At 52.5% G+C, this 18657-nt stretch carries 20 protein-coding genes; 14 read left to right on the top strand and 6 right to left on the bottom strand.

What is annotated here, in order from left to right; genetic code table 11:
- Nucleotides 1-8 precede the first annotated feature (8 nt).
- Both RE428_RS03515 and RE428_RS03520 read right to left on the bottom strand, forming a co-directional pair.
- Nucleotides 9-1343, bottom strand: coding sequence for an outer membrane protein transport protein (locus RE428_RS03515; RefSeq protein WP_004578916.1), 1335 nt, complete (start codon nucleotides 1341-1343; stop codon nucleotides 9-11).
- Between the two features lie 463 nt (nucleotides 1344-1806).
- Nucleotides 1807-2919: an alkene reductase gene (locus RE428_RS03520; protein WP_004578915.1), complete on the bottom strand. Its 1113-nt coding sequence runs from the start codon at nucleotides 2917-2919 to the stop codon at nucleotides 1807-1809.
- A gap of 258 nt (nucleotides 2920-3177) precedes the next feature.
- Here RE428_RS03520 and RE428_RS03525 point away from each other — a divergent pair, with 258 nt between their 5' ends.
- Nucleotides 3178-3873: a glutathione S-transferase N-terminal domain-containing protein gene (locus tag RE428_RS03525; RefSeq protein WP_004578914.1), complete on the top strand. Its 696-nt coding sequence runs from the start codon at nucleotides 3178-3180 to the stop codon at nucleotides 3871-3873.
- A 602-nt stretch (nucleotides 3874-4475) separates the two neighbouring features.
- On the opposite strand, the gene RE428_RS03530 is transcribed toward RE428_RS03525, so the two are convergent.
- Together RE428_RS03530 and RE428_RS03535 are read right to left on the bottom strand one after the other, a co-directional pair.
- Nucleotides 4476-5669, bottom strand: coding sequence for a tyrosine-type recombinase/integrase (locus tag RE428_RS03530; RefSeq protein ID WP_004578913.1), 1194 nt, complete (start codon nucleotides 5667-5669; stop codon nucleotides 4476-4478).
- A gap of 2 nt (nucleotides 5670-5671) precedes the next feature.
- On the bottom strand, nucleotides 5672-6328 hold the full coding sequence (locus RE428_RS03535) for an XRE family transcriptional regulator (RefSeq protein WP_004578912.1): 657 nt from the start codon (nucleotides 6326-6328) through the stop codon (nucleotides 5672-5674).
- Nucleotides 6329-6538: 210 nt separating this feature from the next.
- Here RE428_RS03535 and RE428_RS03540 point away from each other — a divergent pair, with 210 nt between their 5' ends.
- From RE428_RS03540 to RE428_RS03600, 13 genes are all read left to right on the top strand, one after another.
- On the top strand, nucleotides 6539-6796 hold the full coding sequence (locus RE428_RS03540) for a helix-turn-helix domain-containing protein (RefSeq protein WP_004578911.1): 258 nt from the start codon (nucleotides 6539-6541) through the stop codon (nucleotides 6794-6796).
- Entirely contained in the window at nucleotides 6796-9507 is a 2712-nt protein-coding gene (locus RE428_RS03545) for a toprim domain-containing protein (RefSeq protein ID WP_004578910.1), read from the top strand. Before RE428_RS03540 ends, RE428_RS03545 begins: the two co-directional genes overlap by 1 nt.
- A gap of 206 nt (nucleotides 9508-9713) precedes the next feature.
- Nucleotides 9714-10244 carry a hypothetical protein gene (locus tag RE428_RS03550; protein WP_154660716.1) on the top strand — a complete coding sequence of 177 codons (531 nt, stop codon included), beginning with the start codon at nucleotides 9714-9716 and terminating at the stop codon, nucleotides 10242-10244.
- Nucleotides 10228-10557: a helix-turn-helix domain-containing protein gene (locus tag RE428_RS03555; protein WP_004578908.1), complete on the top strand. Its 330-nt coding sequence runs from the start codon at nucleotides 10228-10230 to the stop codon at nucleotides 10555-10557. The genes RE428_RS03550 and RE428_RS03555 overlap by 17 nt, the downstream gene beginning before the upstream one ends.
- Nucleotides 10558-10570: 13 nt before the next feature.
- Entirely contained in the window at nucleotides 10571-10903 is a 333-nt protein-coding gene (locus RE428_RS03560; RefSeq protein WP_004578907.1) for a hypothetical protein, read from the top strand.
- 2 nt (nucleotides 10904-10905) lie between these two features.
- Nucleotides 10906-11139 carry a hypothetical protein gene (locus tag RE428_RS03565; protein ID WP_004578906.1) on the top strand — a complete coding sequence of 78 codons (234 nt, stop codon included), beginning with the start codon at nucleotides 10906-10908 and terminating at the stop codon, nucleotides 11137-11139.
- 412 nt (nucleotides 11140-11551) lie between these two features.
- Nucleotides 11552-11920, top strand: coding sequence for a hypothetical protein (locus RE428_RS03570; RefSeq protein ID WP_004578905.1), 369 nt, complete (start codon nucleotides 11552-11554; stop codon nucleotides 11918-11920).
- Nucleotides 11921-12016: 96 nt separating this feature from the next.
- The gene (locus tag RE428_RS03575) at nucleotides 12017-13717 is read left to right on the top strand and encodes an AIPR family protein (protein WP_004578904.1); all 1701 of its coding nucleotides are present in this window, start codon (nucleotides 12017-12019) and stop codon (nucleotides 13715-13717) included.
- Nucleotides 13718-13819: 102 nt separating this feature from the next.
- Nucleotides 13820-14146 (top strand): hypothetical protein, encoded by a 327-nt coding sequence (locus tag RE428_RS03580; protein ID WP_004578903.1) that lies wholly within the window; start codon nucleotides 13820-13822, stop codon nucleotides 14144-14146.
- A 151-nt stretch (nucleotides 14147-14297) separates the two neighbouring features.
- On the top strand, nucleotides 14298-15224 hold the full coding sequence (locus tag RE428_RS03585) for a hypothetical protein (protein WP_004578902.1): 927 nt from the start codon (nucleotides 14298-14300) through the stop codon (nucleotides 15222-15224).
- Between the two features lie 94 nt (nucleotides 15225-15318).
- Entirely contained in the window at nucleotides 15319-15501 is a 183-nt protein-coding gene (locus tag RE428_RS03590) for a type II toxin-antitoxin system HicA family toxin (RefSeq protein ID WP_004578901.1), read from the top strand.
- Nucleotides 15502-15592: 91 nt separating this feature from the next.
- Nucleotides 15593-15997 (top strand): type II toxin-antitoxin system HicB family antitoxin, encoded by a 405-nt coding sequence (locus RE428_RS03595; protein WP_004578900.1) that lies wholly within the window; start codon nucleotides 15593-15595, stop codon nucleotides 15995-15997.
- Between the two features lie 734 nt (nucleotides 15998-16731).
- On the top strand, nucleotides 16732-17715 hold the full coding sequence (locus RE428_RS03600) for a hypothetical protein (RefSeq protein ID WP_338381163.1): 984 nt from the start codon (nucleotides 16732-16734) through the stop codon (nucleotides 17713-17715).
- Here the strand turns inward: RE428_RS03600 and RE428_RS24400 are convergent.
- Nucleotides 17704-18036 (bottom strand): helix-turn-helix domain-containing protein, encoded by a 333-nt coding sequence (locus tag RE428_RS24400; protein WP_051079739.1) that lies wholly within the window; start codon nucleotides 18034-18036, stop codon nucleotides 17704-17706. The two genes, RE428_RS03600 and RE428_RS24400, sit on opposite strands and share 12 nt — an antisense overlap.
- Before the next feature lie 311 nt (nucleotides 18037-18347).
- The gene (locus RE428_RS03605) at nucleotides 18348-18650 is read right to left on the bottom strand and encodes an ogr/Delta-like zinc finger family protein (RefSeq protein ID WP_051079738.1); all 303 of its coding nucleotides are present in this window, start codon (nucleotides 18648-18650) and stop codon (nucleotides 18348-18350) included.
- Nucleotides 18651-18657 lie beyond the last annotated feature (7 nt).

Consider the following 18657-nt stretch of genomic DNA (forward strand, 5'->3'; position numbering starts at 1 on the left):
CCTCGTGCTTAGAATTTCAGCGTGATCGAACCGCTGAGTACATCAACCTCGCCCTCGGTCGCGACCGTAGTGCCATCATTCATATCGTCGGGATTACTGGTATCGATGACGAAGTCGCGATCCTGAAGCATCTGGCGCTGGTAACCGATGTCCAGACGTATCGGGTAGGTCAGCAGCCGGGTCTTGGTGTATTCCGCGCTCAGCCCGATACCGACAATAATCTTGTCGTTGTCGAAGTAGTTCACGTCCTGGGTGCTGTTGCTCTTGAGTGCGGACTCCTGGTAGGCCGCGCCCACGGTGACGCCAAAGTGCTCCATGAACTTGTATTCGGCACCAATGCGGGGGATCAGGATGTCATCAAATTTGGCATTCGCCTGGTCCTTGATGGTGTCGTTGGCGAATTCTTCCTCCAGATCGGACCAGTTCTGCTGCTCGAGCGTCAGGCCGATGCGCCAGCTGTCAGTGGCGTACTGGATACCCGCGGCGTAGATCGACGGCTGGTAGGAGTCGTAGGTCAGCACCGAAAACACGAGCGGGGCGCTCTCCGGAATCAGGCCTGGGATCACCGTGTTGGCATTGACCTTGGTGCTGGTATTGGAACTGCTGCGATAAGCGAAGGCCATTTCCAGGCCGTCGACCCAGCAATCGTTCTCGGGGCAGAAGGTCTCACCGAAGTCGAGGTTGGTGCTGAGAATGGAGCGGATCGAGGGTTCGGCATTGACCGATAGGGATTCGTACTGCGTGTTGCCGGCCAGGTCGGTCGTCGTCGACAGTGAGGCTTCGGACTGCAGCGTGATCCGGAAGGACGCGCCTACATCAATACCGCGCCAAACGGGCGTCGCGCCGCCAGTGTTGAGGAACAGCGGCTGGCGGCCGTATTCCAGGAACTGGCCTTCGTTGGACGTGGTCGATTCGAAGGCGAGCATTTCCTTACCGTATTTCTCCACGCCAGCCATAAAGCCCAGGTAGATCGGATGATCGAACCGGGTCAGGGAGGTCAGGTTCGTCTTCATGCCGATCAGCACGTGCTGGCTTTCCTGGTTGGAGAGGATGTCGCCGTTGCGGTTGGGGGACGACGCCCGCAGTTCCGGCTCGGCATGCAGGATGCCGCCGGTCAGTTCGCCACGTGGGTCCTTGGCCAGGTATGCCGGGTTGTAATAGGTTGCCGACACCTGGGTGTTGAACATCGACAAGGCCTGTGCAGAGCCGATATCCGAGGGGAGGATGCCATAGGTGGTGCCGATGTTGCCCATGCTGGCAGACGCGGTTGTCGCCACGCCCGTCAGTGCCAGGGAAATTGCGGAGGAAAGGAGATACTGGCGCTTACATGCCGAAGCTTTCATCTGGATACTCCGTTATTGTGTTTTTTATCCTGCCCGGGTTGCGCGAATTGATTCCAAATTGGGAAATCCCGAACCGACGCATCCGGTCGCAATGCATAGTGGGACATTTGTCCACTTATTGTTTTAACGGCGATCTTAAGACGTTATGGACAGGTGGGGTTTGGCCTGACTGACAGTAAGGGCAGTCCATCTAGTCATTAGAGGCCGGCGACCTGTCGGCATCGCCTCCAGACAAGCTGACCAAAAGGTGCGTCGCTTTTGTAAAAAATAATGTTAAAACAGCTAATTATGCTAATGCTTGTTGACTGGCTTTTGTGTCGCTTCGAACTGCATAGGGGGATGTTGCGGGGTGTTCATTTTGGTTTATCTGTGAATTGTGTCACGTTTGGGTCTTCGGGAAAGGATTCTGGTGAGGGTGCTGAAGGGAAAGAAAGGACACCCCGGGCGGGGTGTCCGGTAGGGCTTAGGAGGCTGCTTTTTCGAGGAACGGATAGTCGGTGTAGCCCGCCTCGCTGCCGCCGTAGAAGGTGCTGTCGTCCCACTCGTTTAGTGGTGCGCCGGTACGGAATCGCTCCGGCAGATCCGGATTGGCAATGAAAGGCCGGCCGAACGTCACCAGGTCGCACAGTCCGTCACCGATCCGCTGACGCGCTTCATCCGCATCATAGTTGCCGTTGCCGATATAGGCACCGCTGAAGTTGTCCCGAATGGCATTGATCACTTCTTCGGGCCGGCCCTTGGCCAGGTTGCCCTGGAAGGAGTCTTCGACCACTTCGATGTAGGCGATGCCGCGCTTGTCGAGCTCCTTGGCAAGTTCGCCATACGTGGTGACGGGGTCCGGCTCGTTCATATCATTGAAGCTGCCGGTTGGGCTGACACGAATGCCTGTGCGGCCCTTGCCCCAGACGCTGACGACTGCATCCACTACTTCAAGGGGAAGGCGCAGACGATTGGCCAGGGAGCCGCCGTAACTATCCGTACGCTGGTTACTGTTGCTCTTGATGAACTGGTCCAGCAGGTAGCCATTTGCCCCGTGGATTTCCACGCCATCGAAGCCGGCGGCCTTGGCATTCTCCGCACCGATGCGGAACTGCTCGACGATATCCGGGATTTCCTCGGTGCTGAGGGCCCGGGGTTCAAGCACATCAACCATGCCGGATTCGGCGCTGATAAACGTCTTTGCGCCCTCTGGCTTGATGGCTGACGGTGCGACTGGCGTATCTCCGTCAGGCTGCAGTTCCGGGCGGGAGATGCGGCCGACATGCCATAGTTGCAGATGGATGCGCCCGCCGGCGTCGTGTACGGCGTCGGTGACTTTTTTCCAGCCATCGATTTGCTCTTGGGAATGGATGCCGGGTGTGAAGGCGTAGCCCTTGCCTTGCGGCGAAACCTGGGTCGCTTCACTGATAATCAATCCGGCGGAGGCCCTCTGGGCGTAATACTCGACATTCATCTCGAAAGGAACATCGCCGGGCTGCTGGGCCCGCGAACGGGTCAGCGGCGACATCAGGACGCGGTTCGGCAGTTCGATGTCCCCCAGTGTGAAAGAGGAAAACAAGACGTCATCTTGACTCATGGACAGGCTCCTTGTTTCTGTCTTTAAGTTTGCCTGGATATGGGCCGGCAAACCAAAGCCGCCGGACAGCGATGGAAAAGCCACCGTGCGACCGTGAATTGACAATAAGTGATTAGCCATGAGCATAATAGACCGGTCGTCTAGAAAGCGTCAAAGTTAATTCAATAGGGTGAGACTTTTAACTGGAAAGCCGTTCTCAATTGCCTCGAATCGCTCATCGTAAAGACGCATACCAGCCATCAAGAAGAGGATTGTCACATGATCGACCTTTATTACTGGACCACACCCAATGGCCACAAGATCACGATCTTCCTGGAAGAAGCGGGACTGGAGTATCGAATCAAACCCATCAACATCAGCAAGGGCGACCAGTTTGACGAGGACTACCTGAAGATATCGCCCAACAACAAGATTCCGGCGATGGTGGATCACGATCCGGTCGGCGGTGGGGAGCCGCTGGCGCTATTCGAGTCAGGCGCCATGCTGGAGTACCTGGCGGAGAAAACCGGGCAGTTCCTGTCGAGGGATCTGCGTACCCGCTGGGATACGCTGCAATGGCTCTATTGGCAGATGGGCGGCTTCGGGCCGATGTTGGGGCAGAACCATCATTTCAGTCAGTACGCCCCGGAGAAGATCGAATACGCCATCAACCGTTACCAGAAGGAGTCCGAACGCCTTTACGGCGTGCTGGACGACCTGCTGGCGGATCGGGAGTTTATGGCGGGCGAGTATTCCATTGCCGACATGGCCACCTATCCATGGGCCAAACTCTGGGAGCGTCAGGGCCAGGACATCGCTACGCTACCCAACGTCAAACGTTGGCTGGACACCATCGAGGCACGCCCGGCGGTACAGCGAGCCTACGCGAAGGCTGACGAAATCAATACCAATGCCACGGTGAGCGAAGACAGCAAGTCGGTGCTGTTTGGCCAGGGGCGTCGGAAGACCGGTTGATCAGCTATCTAATCGCCATCTGATCTCGATGATTGCTGACAAGGAGACCTGCCCCGTGGGCAGGTCTTTTTTTATGAATTAAAGCTATTAAATCGCCCCTAATGCGACGGTAATCAACAATATTGGAAGCCCGGTCGAAACCAAAGAGAAATGGTGGGCCTTGCTGGGTTTTTGGCACGTCGTTAACGAAGCAAAGCTTTGTGTGCCAAAAACGGCTCGCATTTGTGATGCGAGACCGGATTAGTCCAGCGACTAACGGGTCGATCTCGAGAGGCAGGTGGACTCGAGCTATCTAAAACCTGGTAGAAATGGTGGGCCTTGCTGGGTTTTTGGTGCGCCATTAACGAAGCAAAGCTTCGTGTGCCAAAAACGGCTCGCATCTGTGATGCGAGACCGGATTAGTCCAGCGACTAACGGGTCGATCTCGAGAGGCAGGTGGACTCGAGCTATCTAAAACCTGGTAGAAATGGTGGGCCTTGCTGGACTTGAACCAGCGACCAATCGATTATGAGCAGGGTCATGGTATTGGTATTTTTTCGTAGGCTTTTGATTTTCAGTGTCTTTAAATAATTGCACAAGCTAAGTGACGTGCGAGTGACATTTTACAGCAGGTCCGCAAGCCGGTTTGCGGCTTCCTCCTGGCTGATTCTCCGGCTGTCTCGATAGAGCATTGTGGTTGATATATCGTCGTGGTCGGCCAGTTGCTGGACCTTCACTGGATCCACGCCTTCACTGAGTAGGGCAGTGATCATCGTTGCCCTCATTCCCCAGTGGAACGGCTTCAGTTTTGGCAATCCGGCGCCGGCGCACATCTTCGACGCGAGCTTAGAGATATCCGCGCGATCGGCGTACCAGGGATAGCCGCGCCCGTTGTCCAGAAAGTACACCTCCCGTGGGTCTCTGGCCTCGATATCGGCTTCCAAGAAAGCGGCCAGCTTCTCGTTGATGGGTTTCAGCGGCCACTTATTCATCTTGTTTACCCATTTCAGTTCCGGGTTGTTCTGCACCCGGATGACTCGCTTGTCCAAGTCGATATTCTCTAGCCGCATAGCCCATATCGGCCCAAGTCTTAGTAGTGAGTGGGTAGCCATCATGTAGGCCCGCAGCATGTTGCGCATATGCTTGATCTGCCGGGTGTCCTCATCCACTTCCGCTTCGGTCAGGCGTTCCTGAATGTAGTTTTTCAGCACGCGCAGGTCGTCGACGGTGTAGGTGTCCATATCCCGCCTGGGCACCTTTGGTTTTTTCAGCGACCAGATCCGGTCGATAATTTCGTGGTCGTAAGCCCAGCGAAGGAAGACTTCAAACTGTCGCAGGTGGCTATTTTTCGTCGACTCGCTCATGGGACGGCCCTGGTAAGCGCAGGTGCCCAAGTGCTTCAGAAACTTGATGTTGTATGAGCGATCGAAATCACGGAAACGATGGTCGCCGATACCTTGCAGGTAATAGCTGATTGTTTTCGTGTACTTCTGCAGGGTCTGGGGCGAGTTCGTAATGGCGACTTCCTCGAGCCAAAGTTTGCTTGCTCTCCGGATGGTGATGTTCTTCTTCCGCTGTTTTTCTATGTTGCGCGCTTCTGCCTTCCCGCTTTGCTCCCGCCGAAGCTTGTCATGCGCGATGTGATAGAGATCGGACAGCCGCCTGGTCTTTTCCGCGTGATCAAGTCCATCCAGATCTGAGACTTTGCAGAGTGTTCGGCGGATACCGCGCCGCCCGCTCTCCCAGCCTTCTATTGGGTCGTGGGGAAACTCGCCCACCCAGCGGCCGTTGCGAATGGTGAAAAGCTTTCTCGCCATCCTCAGCACCTCCCGCCATGCCAGGCAACACGCCCAATAACCTGCAAGTCGGCCAGTTGTTCTTTGCCCAGGGTGTAGTTGTCGTAAGCCTCGCTATCGCTGATGACTTTGACTTCACCCGTAGGAAGAAACTGCAGCCGCTTCAGCATGGTCTCGTCATTCAAACGCAGCACGAAAATGTCGTCGCCGCGCCGGACTGACTGATCGATAATTAGTAAATCGCCGCTCTTGATGGTGGGAGCCATGCTGTCCCCGCGGGCCCTGAAAAGTGCGCATGCTTGAGGTTCTACATGGACTTCATCACGCAGGTAATCGATGTCGAACAAGATTGGAACTGATTTCTCGCCGGTCGTTGATCTCTCGGCACCACTAGAGGACTGATTGCTACGATAAAAATGTATTACTACGGTCCCTTCGGGAACTTGCTCGTTTCCTTCTTTCTTTGGGCCTTTGCCGGTAGCCAACCACTTTAGGCTGTAGCCTCCAGCATTTGCGATGGCGATGACATTTCCGATAGTTGGCTGGCCCTCGTTACGGGCATACCTGGATAGCTGGCTTTGAGAGATGCCGGTCCTATCGATCAGTACCTTCCTTCCTCCCAACTCGAACTCAATTTGTTTCAAGCGTTCCCCGAAGTTCTCTCGCGATTCTGCGTTCATCCTTTAACCTCATATGCACAAAATGACCATTAACGGTTGACAGTTAGGGTTTGCGCATCCACTATCACCGTATACAGGTAATTTATTCGTATTTGGTTTTGTTTCCATTTATTTGCCTGATCGGAACCGGATGATAGCAGTACGAATCCGTCGCAAACCACAAAAGGGCAAATCTTGCGTTTATGGCTGTCTTGAGGAGCTCAGGAAGGAATGAACATCGAAAAAGACCCTCTATACACGATAGATGAAGCCGCAGAAGCACTGCGGATCTCGAAGCCTTACTTCAAAAAAATTCGGGATGAGAACCCCGATATCTTCCGGCCGATCATGGTGGCGGGGAGAACCACCTTTTCAGCCTCTCAGCTCAACCGGTATCTACTCCGTGCGAATCCACATCTAACGGCCTGCACCGTCGAAATAGCTAAAGCCGCCTCAGATGCAGCCGGAAGCGGTACTGGGGGCGCGTAATGGATCAATACGCTGGACCCAATCCGGCCGATATCGTCCAGGCACTGCTGAACGATCCGGCCCTGCAGTTCAAGAAGGTCGGCAAGTACCTGCAGCGCGGCGTGTGTCCTGAGTGCCAGAAAAAGGAACTGTTCGTTTCGGCAGAGCAGCCCTGGCAGTTGGCATGCAACCGCAGCAACAACTGCGGATATACGGAAAGCACCCGCACTCGTTACCCGCATCTGTTCGATAACTACAGCGAGCGCTTCCCGGCCACGCCGGAAGATCCCAACGCCACCGCCCGGGCGTACCTGGCGGAAAACAGGGGATTCAACCCGGGCCTTATTGCCGGCATGTACCAGCAAGCATCGGTTCGGCTAAGTGATGGTGAGTATGCCGATACGGTCCGCTTCTACCTGTTCGGCGGTACCGAAACCTATTGGGAGCGTCTGATCGACACCGGCATGGTGAAGAAGGCCGGGAAGAAGGCGCACTTCGGAGGGAAGCGCCAGCCGGACGGATCCATGTACAAGAACAAGTGCTGGCAGCCCCGGGGCTTGCAGGTCGAGAAGGGCGACTGGGTCTGGATAACTGAGGGCATCTTTAAGTCGATCGCCCTGATGCACTGCGAGCACAACGGCCAGCGCGTGAAGTCGGTCAGCCCCTTGAGCACCAACAATTTGCCCAGGGAACTGATCGAGGCGAACCGCGACCGTGATGTGACGTGGGTTCTGGCACTCGACAACGACCCGGCCGGCATCAAGTTCGCCCGCAAATACCGCGAGGAACTGCGGGCCATGGGTGAGCACGTGTTGATCGCTCTGCCCGATGGCAAGGCCGATTGGGACGATGAGCTACGCAACGGCCGGCTGGATGAGAAATACCTGAATGAAAGCATCTGGCGGGGCTTCGCGGCGGCCGCTGAGACAGCCCAGGAAAAGGCGTTCTGGCTGTGGGTGAAGCAGCCCCGGGCCCAGGTCAATTTCGCCTGGGGCGCCAGCCTTTGGAAATACAAAGTTGATGAACGCGATATCGGCGATCTGCAGGACGCGCTGGATCCGGCCGAGCCGCCCTGGCTGGCCGATGATGACCTGATCAAGGATCTGCAGCGCAACTTCTTTGGCGCCACGCGGGGCGAGCGTATCAGCAACTGCCACCCGCAGTTTCTTTATATCGAGCAGGACGCGCTGACCGAAGAACAGCTTTATTTCTTCCGGTTCGACTTCACCAGCGGTAACCCCACCAGCCTGGTGTCGCTGGAGGGATCCGCCCTCGAATCTCCCAGCGCATTCAACAAGGCGCTACTGAACCGCACCGCCGGTGGCACGTTCGATGGCGACGCCCGCGACCTCAAGCGCCTACGTGATCAGTGGTTTAACCGCCGGATCAGCTACGTACACACGATCCCGTTTGTGGGCTACTACCGCGATGCCGGTTCTTACGTGTTCCCAGGCTTTGGGTACCACAAGGGTCAGGGGCTGGAGCTCAACGAACAGGGATTCATGGAGTGCGGAAAGCACCGGCTCAAATCGGGTTTGAAGTCCCTGAACCTGATTCGCGGTGAGTCCTTTAATCCGGGATGGATCGACGGCTACAAGGCTGCATTCAGCGACAACGGCATGCTTTTGATGGCGTGGTGGCTGGGCAGCCTTTTCGCTGAACAGGTCCGGGCGCTGCAAAAGAGTTGGTGTTTCCTCGAGTACACCGGCGACCAGGGCGCCGGTAAGTCTACCCAGATTGAATTCCTGTGGCGCTGCTGCGGCCGTGACGGATACGAGGGCTTTGACCCGAGCAAGGCCACGCCGGCCGGCCGCGCCCGTAACTTCATGCAGGTGTCCAACCTCCCGGTTGTCCTGATCGAAGGCGATCGGAACAGCGACGATCGAGGCGCGCGCAAAGGCGGCTTTGACATGGACGAGCTGAAAACGGCCTTCAACGGCCGGGGCATTCGGTCCATGGGGGTCAAAAAGCGCGGCGCAGAAACGGATGAACCGCCATTCCGGGGCAGCATCCTGCTGAGCCAGAACGCCACCGTAGACGGATCCGAAGCGCTGCTTTCCCGGATCGTCCATGGCCACTGCACCCGGGCCCATTTCAGCCGCAGGACCGAACAACATGCACGCCGACTGGCGTCTATTCCTGCCGAGGATCTGGCCGGCTGGATGGGTAAGGCGCTGTCGCTTGAGCGCAGCCTGCTGGATCTCTATCAGGAACGGTTCGCCCAGGTAGAGGACATCTATCAGGGCCTGTCAGACGGCAAGATCCAGAACCGCCTGGTACTCAACCACGCCCAGGTGGCCGCCTGGGGCTGGTGCCTACCCCTGATCTTTGGCGATCGCTGGAGCGCGGAGGACAGTCAGCGGCTGCAGGACTTTGCCTGGTCCCGCGCCCTTGATCGCCAGCGCCGCCTGCAGGCCGATCACCCGATGGTCGAGCAGTTCTGGGAAATCTACGACCTGATCAACGTCCGCCCAAGCAACGACGAATTCAGCATCGAGGATCCCGAGATCCTGAACCACTCCCGCGATTCCGACTTCATAGCCGTTCATCTCCAGCAGTTCGCGCAGGAGTGCGCTCGTAATCGCACCGAGATGATCAGTACCCGTGAGCTGAAAAGGCTGCTGCCGCAGAGCCAGCGCCGGCCATTTGTAGGGCAAAAGAAGGTGCTTAGCAAGCTAACAGGGAAGGCTGTTCATTGTTGGGTTTTCCGCGACGAGAGAGCGGCTTCATGAGTGGGTTACGCACACGCATGCGCGCCTATAGAGCCTGAATTCTGTGTCCGTGGGTGAGCGTCGCAAAAAGGTAATTTAGGTAATACGTGAAATTATAAGTAAGAAAATTAATAAAAAACAGTGAGATAGGAGCTAAAGCTAAAGGTAATAAATGAGTAATAGAAAGGTAATTAATTACCAAATCACCAGAGAGGAAAAAGGTAATAATGGCGAACAAACAATTTCTTATAAATCAAAGACATAACTTTTTGTATTACCCGAAATTACCTTTTAAAGGTAATACCGGAAACCCAGTAACCACGCGGGTTAGCGGCCCGTTTTGCACCGGCATTACCAATATTACCTTTTTGCGACACACCAACTTAGAACGAGCAAGTAAGGGGGCGGGTATGCAGTACAAGAACACGGCCACGTTGGGCCCAGAGAAGCCGGAACACGGCGAGGCGCACCGGCGCGATTGCCTCGCCCGGTTCGTGATGCGGCAGAAACCCGAAAGCCGGGAATTCCTGTTGGAACAAATGAAACCGCGCCTGCGAGCTGACATTCGCCAGCGGATGCTGAATCAGTTCGCGGAACAGCTTATGGCCCTCGATCCCGAACGTCGCGAAGCCCGGCTGGCCCGGATCCGCTTTAACGCTCGCAAAGGGGAGAGGCACAGGGCATTCGCCACCGATATCGAGTCGCGGGTTCGCCATATGCAAAAAGCCGAGGGAGGCGACTATGGCCGACGCGCTTGATGACCTGGCCGAACGCTGGCCAGGACTGGATATGGCAAAGCTGCGGATTCTGCGGGAAGTGGATCGGAAGCCGGGCGGCTTTATGTGTGATATCGCCGATGCCCTCCACCTGCCGCACCAGCACGTCCAGTTTCACGTCACCACTCTGGCGACGGGAAAGAAAGGGCGCCCGTCAGCAGGGTTGGGGCTGGTTCGTTTGGAGGACCACCTGCTGGATCGGCGGTACCGCGAAGTTTATCTGACCCGGGCCGGCCGGCATGTGATACGCCACATTCGCCCGCTACTGGATCAAGAACCACAGGAATCGGTTTAGGAGAAAGCTACCCATGACTAACGCAACCCAACAACGACACGAGGGCCACACCATGAAATTTCAGCTTGTTGACCAGCCGGGCATCCGGATTCCACAAGACATAATGTTGGACGGAAAGAAAATTGGAGAGATCAAGCCAATGGACGATGGCCGCCATCACGCGGCGCTATACGTACCGGGTGGGGATTCTGTCAGCGCCGGCCTCGCCCAGGGTTTCGGGCGCACTGAAGATGAGGCTATTCAGGATGCTCTGACCGCTGGAGAAAAGGATGGCAGGGCGTACCTGACAGGTGTCGCTCAACTGCAAGCACTGCTCGGATTCATTGACGGTAAGGAGGCGCAATAACCATGGCTTCCATAAATCATGACGTGATCAACGTAGGCATGCAGGTAAGCGAAATTCTGCATCGCATCGAGGACATGGCCGATCAATCGACCGGCCCGGACCTGGCGGCCATTTTTGTCGCCAGGGAGGCCGCGGCGGACTTCCGATCAACTGTCTTTCAGTGGCAGTCCAAAGCGACCGAACTGATCCGGCAGCTCGATGAGCTCAATGGTTGCTGTATAGAAGAAGGGGAGTGAGTAGGGGCGGTAAAGAGTATAGGTTCGCGGTGTGGGCTATATCGTACGGGAAACTCCGATTATGCCGACAGCGCGAGCCCTCAAGCATGGTAAGGTTTGTGCCGCCTTTCTATAGAGTTCCTCGTTCGAAATACTGCCGGCAAGGATGCCAGGCATTAGCGACACCTGCCTAGTGGTGTGACTTCCAGGGAGAGATCTGGTTCTTCAGTTGTTACCCGTCTACTGCGCCCACGTTCGGTCAAAGCCAGTCTAGGCGAACCCTTTCGATATAGCTATTCGCGCGGTATGCCGCCAGCGTTGACGTTTCCGTCGTTTCGAACTAAGTATTAGGTCGAATGGTAACGAGAGATTGTTATCGTGGGGTAGGAGGCATTTGCCATGTTATATCGTATCACCTCCAGGGGGGCTAGATATGGAATTAAAGGATTTTATTCGGGAGACATTAGTCCAGCTTGCCCAAGGAATTGAAGAAGCCAATATGGAACTCAGGAGTTCGGCTGCAGTAGTTAATCCGGAGAATGTCATAGTCGATGTCACGGGAAAGGCAAAACACTATGGCATCTTATCTGCGTCGGATGACATCGTTGAGTATCTTCCCTCTGTGCAAGCAATTGAGTTCGATGTGGCGGTGCATGCGACTGAAGGTAAGGAAAAGTCCGCAAAAGGCGGCATATCGGTTGGAGCTATGAACATCGGCGGTTCCGGCGGAGCAAGCGAATCTAAGAGCTCTGAATCTCGAATCCAATTCAAAATTCCTATGGTGTTGCCCCACGGAAAGTAAGGAAGTGACTGGACAATAGGTCGGGAATCGAATCGGCTCGGGATCATGCGTGCGTTCAGTGATATTGAAGTTTACTTAAAATAGAAGGGTTATAAAATGCATCGCATTGTAGCAAGTCACCTTGATAGTTTTGTTGATCAATACGCTCTAGCAGCCGATGACCGTACAGTTCAATTCGAGAAATTTGCGAACTTCGCAGTTCTTTCTGGGAAATTAGCAACATCAGTTGATCTCGACGATGTAACTACTGGGAATGACGATGACGGTACTGATGGCGTAGCCCTTATTATAAATGAAGAGCACATTGTTTCAGCTGGGGATGCCGAATCTCTGTTTGCCCACGAAAGACGAAATAATGATGTGGAGGTGGTTTTTGTACAGGGAAAAACAAGTGACGGCTTTGATCTAGGTGACTTTCTTAAATTCAAAGAGTCTGTGCTCAGGTTTTTTACACAAGAGCCATACTTGGCCCTTAGTGATTTGCAGCAGGAAGCAAGAGCGGCTTTCGATGTCGCGATTAAGAACGTCCCAAAGATTAGGCATGGTAAGCCAAGTGTTTCCGCATTCTTTGTAACAACAGGCAATTATAGTGCTCCTGATGCCTTGGAGGCTGGGCGAAAGGATATGATTTCCCAGCTTGGCGAACTCGGTTTATTCCAAAATGTTGACGTTCGCTTCATGGGACGTGATGACCTTGTGAGTGCTTGGGTAGCTAGCTACAGTGGAATCGAGGCGAGCCTTACAATGAATAGTAGTGCTTCGCTTCCAGAAATAGCCGGAATCGACGAGTCATATCTCGTTGTGGCGAAAGCTAAGGACTACGTCGAAAATTTGCTTGTCAGTGATGATGGTAGCATCCGCGGGCAACTGTTCGAAGAAAACGTTCGGCACTTCCTGGGGCCTGAGAATCCTGTTAACGAACAGATTGCGGAAACCATTCTTAATCAAAGTAGTAAGACAAGATTTCCCGTGCTAAATAATGGAGTGACTCTAGTAAGTCCAGATGTAAGAGTCCAAGGTACGACTTTGCATATTTCGAACTTTCAGATCGTCAATGGATGTCAAACGTCTCATGTTCTATATGAGAATCGTGAAGCTCTAACTGATGATTTAATGGTTACATTGAAGGTGGTTGAAACAACCGATGAGGATGTTTTTAGTGAACTGGTTCGTGCGACAAATAGCCAGTCAAAAATTGAAGAGTCGCAGTTCTTGTCATTGAGTCCTATAGCAAAAAGAGTGGAAGCTTATTTTAATACATACGAAGGACAGGATGGTCGGCTATATTTTGAGCGGAGAGATAGGCAGTATGTTGGAAAAGGCGTAGCGGCAATTAGAGTAGTATCGCTCCATAATGCGGCGAAATGTGTATGTGCAATGTTCGTTAGAAGGCCGGACCTTTCTTTTAAATATCCAAAAAGAATGTATGAAGATTTTGGTGCGAAAATTTTCAACGAAGGGAATAGGGAGATAATATATTACGCTAGTGCGCTAGCGTTGTATCGATTTCATTTGCTTACTTCAAATAATACTATTCCGCAGAATATGCGAAGGTTTAAATGGCATATTCTTCCTTTGGCTGCCGCTCTAGTGGCTGGTAAAGATGTTCCACCACTAGGATCAAAAAAGATGGATGCATATGCACAAAAGATCATTGATAAGTTTAGTCACCATAGTGCGGAAGGCACTGCGATATTCACAAAAGCTGTAGGCATTATTGAAAGTTTGGGCGAAATAACGAACGATCGACTTAAAAGGCAAGCTGTTTTGGATGAAATGCTCGCCCATGTTAGCTAGTTGATGATCGATCTACTTTCCCTCGTCACTTCTGGCTTACATTAAGAGTAAACTTTCGCCTTAATTTACGACTACCTTGAATCAACCAAAAGGAGCTGGAGCATGAGTTTTAATGCCAATGTCGTGGAAATGAGCCAGCAGTTGGAGAATCTTGAAAGCGCTCTTTTAAATGAATATGGATATCCAGCACCCCATAGTGCGGCGGATACAAATAACTTAATGATCTGTCTAGCAAAAATTAAAGGCAGTGCTGAAGCGATAGCTGATGAATGCGAGGAGGCGCATGACATTGTCGCAGAGTGTGATGATTTTAGGGGCTCTCTCATTGGACAGGATGGTGATCCAATTGACTTCGACACAGGGTTGGGAATTGAACTTGGGCTCAAGGACCGCCTCGCCAACCTCAGAGTCTTGATAGATAACTTATAGGCGTGGCCACTTTAAGTGGTGGTCTCTCTAAAGTAAACGTCCATAACGAGGGCAGCGTTTGTAAGCGAACGCACGGCGCTTTGAGTCGTAGAACTACCGGTTTTTGGCGGTTTCAGGTTGGCCATTACGAGTGCCAGCCAGGGAGGGATATATGCTCATCCGTAAGAAAAGGATCAGATCGGCGCGCAGTAACATCCGGGGAATAAAGGATGGCGAGCGGTTCTGTATGGCAGTTACTTCAATTGAGCGATTTAGCAGCGAACTGGATAAAATCGGTTTCTCTTCCTCTCTTGGAGTAGGCGAACAGTTGTTGCCTGCGGCGCTTGGCAAGGTCAGCTATTTCAATGCAGAAGGCGGGTACGAGGTTCATCGCGATCAGCCTATGGAAACGGCGTTCCGTCAGGCCGAGTGGCGCTGGGAAGAATTCCGCGGTAGGTATGGCAAAGTTGAGAAATCAAAAATCGCCGAAATACCCTATAAAAGGTATCCGAGAACGTTTGTAGAACCGCCCGCGGTTGAGCTGCAGATTGCGTTATCTCCAAACAACGAGAAGGTGGTTACCTCGGCATCCGTTACGTTCGACAGTACTTCAGAAAAGCTATTGACTCACATCATCAATCTCTTCTTAGAGCTTTTTGGTGAATGCGACATTCTCAAGAAGGATCTCTCTCCAGTATCTCCATCTAAGTTGATTCGCCTGAACTGGGAAGTACTACCTAAAGGCAAACTTCCGTGGGAGAAGCTCCAAAAGGAGTTGAAGCCAATTGTTAATCGCCAGCCCAAGGGGAATAGAACCGTAATTGATAGCCGTCATGAGGCAATCGCGCGGCATGACCCTGAGTTTGTAGCTGTCGGGCGCGGTGGATTTGATGGGTATGTGATCTTCGGGTTTCCATCGAAGTCTCTTTACGTTCTAGAAAGCGTTCAAGTAAATAATGCTACGTATGTGTTGGATCGAGACTGGGAAGAATTGTCGTCGCTTACGAAGGCGGATCTACTTAACGCCAACCTGCACAAGGGGCGGGTTATTCATCGAGAGTCATGGTTTTCTGAGATTCACTCGTTGCTCGGCAAGTGACATGCACGTGCGTTAAAAGTGTGTAGCGTAAGTAAAAAATTGACTGTGTGTGTAGCGTGTGTATAATTGCCTCATCTTGAGTAAGGAGCCCCGCATGAAAAGCAGAGACCTGATCAAGATGATGGAAGAAGACGGTTGGTACGAGGTTGCCGTCCGGGGGAGTCACCACCAGTTCAAGCACCCAAAAAAGCCTGGACGAGTGACGATTCCACACCCGAAAAAGGATCTGCCTCGAGGAACCGTCAACAGCATCTTGAAGCAGGCCGGGCTTAAATAGCCCGGCCGGATTTCTGCCTGATTGCTGGTGACGCGGGCGACCGCCCCAAACAGAGCTAAACAGCGAACAAAGAGAGAAGAGAGGTGGCGATATGTACTATCCCATCGTAATTCACCAGGAAGACGACAGCGCATACGGTGTAATCGTGCCGGATCTGCCAGGCTGTCACTCCGCTGGTGAAACTATGAATGACGCATTAGAAAACGTGGCAGAGGCCATCGATTTTCATCTGGAAGGCATGGCTGAGGACGGTGCGGAAATTCCTGCTCCGAGCGATCTTGAAGGTCTGAAAGATAACCCGGACTACGCCGGTGGTACTTGGGTTTTGGTCCCGGTGGACCTGAGCCGTTACCTGGGAACCGCGCAGCGTATCAATATTTCGTTACCCAACCGACTGATCACTCAGATTGACCGTTTCGTTGACACGCATAAGGAATATAAGGACCGGTCGAAGTTTTTGGCGGACGCTGCGCTTAAGGTGTTGCGGCACGCGTAAGGTCCAAGAGAATCTCAAGCCCCGCCCGTTGGGGCTTTTTTTATGCAGGCGAGCGCATTCTTGAGCTTAGAAAAGTTCGCCGAATTCTAGTATTCCTTTTATCTGCAGGGAATCCCTTCCCTTACATACCCCTAATCGAGGTTGTTATTCACCTTAGCGTCGGGATTTGAAACGGGGGTATCGATACCATTGACGTTTCGTACATGGTAATTCGGATAATCCCCATTTCTAATCGCTTTTACGAACTGGCCACGAGTCATGTCAGCACCAGTATGGTTATCGTGAAAGCGTTCATTTCGACCAGTCTTCGATTCTTGCCGCACGGTTACTCGTTTTCTTCCCATTAGCACTCGCCTCTTCACAGATCCACCTTGCCATTGTTTAATAATTGTACAGTCATGATGTGTTTATGTACAGTTTCTGCTCGTTGCGATGGGAATGTACCTATCCTGTGTAGACTTTGAAGCTGTGGCCTCTGGAACGACAAACTATGGGGGGCGTCTATATTGATGGCCCGTATGGGTCCCTGACGTTGTTCAATTGGATGGATGATGTTGAGCTATTAAAGTGTAGAGCCGATGTTCGGCCGATTAAGTTTTGCGCCTATGCTAGTGGCGACTGCAGCATGGGAAAAGGTGCTCTATGCTATTAGGGAAAAGTGATTGAAGTCACTGGAGAGAGGCATGTTTCACGCCATAATAAGCTGCTCTAACTACACAGTTGAGACGGGTTGAATGCTTGATTGGCTTAAATCTGCAAAAATAAATTTTTTCCGATTCCTGTTTTTTTTCCTAAAGCCACGTTTGTTTTTTGATGTGGTTATACGTCAAGGCAATCTTAAGAATCTCCTTGTTCTGACAGCATGGATTGTATTCCCAGTGTTTCTAATCCAGTCCGCAACTAGTCACTTTTTGCGTAATGCCGGAGTTGGTTCACCTTATGAGGTATTGTTTTGCCAGGCAGAAGATGTGGAAGAGTTCATGAAACAGCCAGAGATAAAAGAATTTATCTCAAGCCGGGAGCAGGCAGCAAGCTCGGGTGAGAATTTTCCACATTTTATGGGCGTGAAGTTTTATGGAAAAGCGCTCGCCGTTGCTACTGGAAACGAGGACCTCGATAGAGCAAACGATAGAGTTCTCGAGTTTGGTATATATGCTGGCGTTGCAGCGATTCAGCAATGTTTCTTTGAACCGGATGTGCCGCAGTTGGCTCTTCTTAAAATGGGATTTTCTTCCATATTGTTTGACGAAGTCAGACCGGCAGATCTCGATGGACCCACCTTTTTTATTGTTTATGCAATGGCTTTTTCTTTTTCTTTTGCCTTCTCGATATTTGTTCTAAGCCGTCTTTTTGGTGTTGCTGCTAAATTATCGGATATATTTAAAGTGACGCTTTCAAGTTACATAATATGGAGTTGTTGTTCTCGTATTATCATGACTTTATCATTCATTGTGTTTTGGAATGAGCCTTCTGATTACTTAAGATACGGAATGTTTGACTGGCTCAAGTCGAATTTTTTGTTGATTTATATTTTTTCTGCTGTCGTTTTGATTTTAAACATCTACTACTATCTAAAGGCTATGCCTGTCGGATTCTTCGCCAGTATGGCGCTATTTGGGGCTTCCGTAGTGCTAGTCGGCTTCTTGGGAGTGGCTATCATCCTGCCTGCGTTATATCTGCTATTTTATATGGGATTCTGGATAAACCTACTGTTCTAGCTCTTCATCTGACAATAGATTTTCTATTAGCTGCTCCACAGCCCGCTGCTGATGTTCCGGAAGCTGACGAATCTGCGATATTAAGCTTAGGTCCGCTTCGGTCATTTTTGTATTCCTCCCGAATAAAAGCCAATCGATGCTGATTTTTAGGTATTTTTGAATATTCGCTAGCTGTGACGCAGATATCTCGTGGCCCTTACGCCAGTTGCTCACAGTAGCGGGCGAGCATTCGCAGAAACGGGCTAAATGGGTCACTGAGACCCCCGCAGCCGCCATGGCGCGCACCAGGCGCGCACCTCGGTCGGGGTCAACGTGTCCCATTGTTTAGTGTCACTGAAAAACTGCCAATCCTTTGTTCAGCTCAAGTGAAAGGGCGCAAGCACAAATGTGAACCAGTCGTGCAAAATAAAGCCCGCGCTATGCTAGAGGAAAACGCAGTATGTCAGAAGGGCAATATCCAATGGCACTCAGGGAAGAACAAGAAGCGGCCATCGACTTGGTTTCGGTACTTCAAGGGTGGCTGACTAAGCCGGTGGTTGGAGAGCAGGGAGTGCATCTGAGTGAACGGGATCAGGCGGGGATTGATCGACTGCTTGCCCAACTACTGAACCACATCATAGCCCTGGCGCCGGTCAGCTTCCGACCCCCGCCTGCCGCAACACGGCCGATCGATCGGCCGCCGGAAGGGCCCCGAGCCATTCGGCCATCATGCTGTGAAGCTGAGCTTTTGGGGGTTGGATGTCATGCTTGTGCGAAACAGTGATGACGCCGCGCCATCCGCAGTCGGCATTGGTGCAACTGGCATAAACATCTTTCACGGCCGGGCTGAGCTTGTTGTGTCCAGTGATCGCGGCTTTCTGCTGGCAGTGGGGGCACTCAATCCGCATGCCGTGTTGATCCTCAGTGATTTGACCAATGGATAAATTGTAACCCATTCTAGAA

It is taken from the genome of Marinobacter nanhaiticus D15-8W, assembly GCF_036511935.1.
Lineage (GTDB): Bacteria > Pseudomonadota > Gammaproteobacteria > Pseudomonadales > Oleiphilaceae > Marinobacter_A > Marinobacter_A nanhaiticus.

Bases quoted from the DNA above. Each gene is read 5' to 3' on its own strand.
- RE428_RS03520 (WP_004578915.1), bottom strand. From the start codon at position 2,919: ATGAGTCAAGATGACGTCTTGTTTTCCTCTTTCACACTGGGGGACATC.
- RE428_RS03595 (WP_004578900.1), top strand. From the start codon at position 15,593: ATGTACTATCCCATCGTAATTCACCAGGAAGACGACAGCGCATACGGT.
- RE428_RS03590 (WP_004578901.1), top strand. From the start codon at position 15,319: ATGAAAAGCAGAGACCTGATCAAGATGATGGAAGAAGACGGTTGGTAC.
- RE428_RS03585 (WP_004578902.1), top strand. From the start codon at position 14,298: ATGCTCATCCGTAAGAAAAGGATCAGATCGGCGCGCAGTAACATCCGG.
- RE428_RS03555 (WP_004578908.1), top strand. From the start codon at position 10,228: ATGGCCGACGCGCTTGATGACCTGGCCGAACGCTGGCCAGGACTGGAT.
- RE428_RS03535 (WP_004578912.1), bottom strand. From the start codon at position 6,328: ATGAACGCAGAATCGCGAGAGAACTTCGGGGAACGCTTGAAACAAATT.
- RE428_RS03600 (WP_338381163.1), top strand. From the start codon at position 16,732: ATGCTTGATTGGCTTAAATCTGCAAAAATAAATTTTTTCCGATTCCTG.
- RE428_RS03540 (WP_004578911.1), top strand. From the start codon at position 6,539: ATGAACATCGAAAAAGACCCTCTATACACGATAGATGAAGCCGCAGAA.
- RE428_RS03550 (WP_154660716.1), top strand. From the start codon at position 9,714: ATGGCGAACAAACAATTTCTTATAAATCAAAGACATAACTTTTTGTAT.
- RE428_RS03515 (WP_004578916.1), bottom strand. From the start codon at position 1,343: ATGAAAGCTTCGGCATGTAAGCGCCAGTATCTCCTTTCCTCCGCAATT.
- RE428_RS03560 (WP_004578907.1), top strand. From the start codon at position 10,571: ATGACTAACGCAACCCAACAACGACACGAGGGCCACACCATGAAATTT.
- RE428_RS03565 (WP_004578906.1), top strand. From the start codon at position 10,906: ATGGCTTCCATAAATCATGACGTGATCAACGTAGGCATGCAGGTAAGC.
- RE428_RS03605 (WP_051079738.1), bottom strand. From the start codon at position 18,650: ATGGGTTACAATTTATCCATTGGTCAAATCACTGAGGATCAACACGGC.
- RE428_RS03580 (WP_004578903.1), top strand. From the start codon at position 13,820: ATGAGTTTTAATGCCAATGTCGTGGAAATGAGCCAGCAGTTGGAGAAT.
- RE428_RS03570 (WP_004578905.1), top strand. From the start codon at position 11,552: ATGGAATTAAAGGATTTTATTCGGGAGACATTAGTCCAGCTTGCCCAA.
- RE428_RS03545 (WP_004578910.1), top strand. From the start codon at position 6,796: ATGGATCAATACGCTGGACCCAATCCGGCCGATATCGTCCAGGCACTG.
- RE428_RS03525 (WP_004578914.1), top strand. From the start codon at position 3,178: ATGATCGACCTTTATTACTGGACCACACCCAATGGCCACAAGATCACG.
- RE428_RS03575 (WP_004578904.1), top strand. From the start codon at position 12,017: ATGCATCGCATTGTAGCAAGTCACCTTGATAGTTTTGTTGATCAATAC.
- RE428_RS03530 (WP_004578913.1), bottom strand. From the start codon at position 5,669: ATGGCGAGAAAGCTTTTCACCATTCGCAACGGCCGCTGGGTGGGCGAG.
- RE428_RS24400 (WP_051079739.1), bottom strand. From the start codon at position 18,036: ATGGGACACGTTGACCCCGACCGAGGTGCGCGCCTGGTGCGCGCCATG.